Below are 1,652 nucleotides of genomic sequence, written 5' to 3' on the forward strand. Positions count from 1 at the left end.
GTCCAGGCCCCCGGAACGGCTCGTTCAAATCCAGCCGCCGGATGTCCAACGGCAGGCTTTTTCAGCCATCTGCGGAGTGCGTGTCATCCTTGCCGTCATGTCGCCTTCATCCTCATCAGTAATCGATGATCATGTGCCGGAAGCGTTCCAAGCCGCTACCAGACGTCTGAATTTGCAGGATTTTTCCAAACACATGGGGTGCCGCCTTAGAATTTTGCGACGAACGTCTTTACTGGACTTCGTGCCCCCCCCAAGAGAACTATCATCCCAAGGTGCCTGGGTGTATTGCAGATACAGCGCCGGCTATTTTTTTTAATACAGTTGGCTTTTTTTGGCGAAAAACATTTCAAAACAAGTCCAATCTGTAGCTTCTTAAGCTACAGATGACGCGCTACAGTCGGAGCCATGACGCTCTATATGAACCTCGCCGAATTCATCGCCACTGCCGGAAGATTTCGACGCCTATTCCCTAAATCGCCTGCTCGAAGCCCAAGACGTACAAGTCGCCAACGGCAACATCTTTTCGGCGGCCGGCAAATACCGCAACTGCATTCGGCTCAACTTCGCCAACGCACCTAATCGAAAAATCGAAATGGCCGTGAGCAAGGTCGGCCAGGCCATCAGCCAATTGATACACCTGAATTCAGGTTTCGGGCCTCCGGCACTCAACGCTTAGCGTTAAACAGACCGTGCGGCGTCGAAGACGGGACACAGCCCCGAAAAAAGCCCTGTCTCTCACTGGGAGACAGGGCTTTTTTAAATCGCAGACATGCTGTGCACCTGGATCATGGGGACGATCAAAAAATCACGCGGTACGACGTTGTTCGAGCATTAAACGCATCGCGAGCCCCGCCAGCACAAACCCCATGAAGTAGCGCTGCACCGCCAGCCACAATGGGTTGTGGACGAACCACGCGGCAATCCCGGAGGCGAACAGCGCGATCAGCAGGTTGACCGAAAAGCTTACGCTGATCTGGGTCAGGCCGAGGACGATACTCTGGGTGAACACTGAACCGTGCTCGGGGTTGATGAACTGCGGAAACACCGACAGGTAGAACACCGCGATTTTCGGGTTCAGGGCGCTGGTGAGAAACCCCATCAGGATCAGTTTCTTTGCCGAGTCCGGCGGCAGTTGCTGGGCCTCGAACGGCGAGCGGGCCCCAGGTTTGAGCGCTTGCCAGGCCAGCCACCCCAGGTACAGCGCACCGGCCCATTTCAGCACTTCATAAGCCATCGGTACGGCGAGGAACACTGCCGTCAAACCTGCAGCGGCGGCAAATAGATGCACGAAGAAACCCGCCACCACCCCCAGCAAAGAAGTGACACCGGCCCTGCGGCCCTGGCAGATCGAACGGGAAATCAGGTAGATCATGTTCGGCCCGGGTGTGAGTACCATGAGCAGCGCGGCGGCAACGAACACGACTAAGTCTTGAGTAGGAATCATGGGGCAGTCCTTTGTCCTCTGGAGATCAACCCGATGGCGATAGCTCGGGTGGTGATGACTAGGCTACCGATGCGCATCCCGGAAGTCACGAACGGTCAGCGCGGGTCGTTGGGCACCGAGTTTTTGTTGGCAGTGATGCAGGGCGGACGCTCATCGAAGATGATCGAACATCTGCTGCATGCAGTCGACGTTTTGGAGAGCCTGGTTC

At 56.0% G+C, this 1,652-nt stretch carries 2 protein-coding genes and 1 pseudogene; all 3 read right to left on the bottom strand.

Annotation, left to right across the window (positions count from 1 at the left end):
- Nucleotides 1-469 precede the first annotated feature (469 nt).
- Nucleotides 470-628, bottom strand: a complete 159-nt coding sequence (locus AC1DH9_RS28770; RefSeq protein ID WP_477809294.1) for a hypothetical protein — start codon at nt 626-628, stop codon at nt 470-472.
- Nucleotides 629-805: 177 nt separating this feature from the next.
- On the bottom strand, nt 806-1,444 hold the full coding sequence (locus AC1DH9_RS28775) for a LysE family translocator (RefSeq protein ID WP_427540375.1): 639 nt from the start codon (nt 1,442-1,444) through the stop codon (nt 806-808).
- Between the two features lie 44 nt (nt 1,445-1,488).
- A pseudogene (locus tag AC1DH9_RS28780) lies at nt 1,489-1,581 on the bottom strand (hypothetical protein); the annotation flags it as partial.
- Nucleotides 1,582-1,652: the final 71 nt, after the last annotated feature.

The organism is Pseudomonas sp. 05T35 (assembly GCF_056396605.1).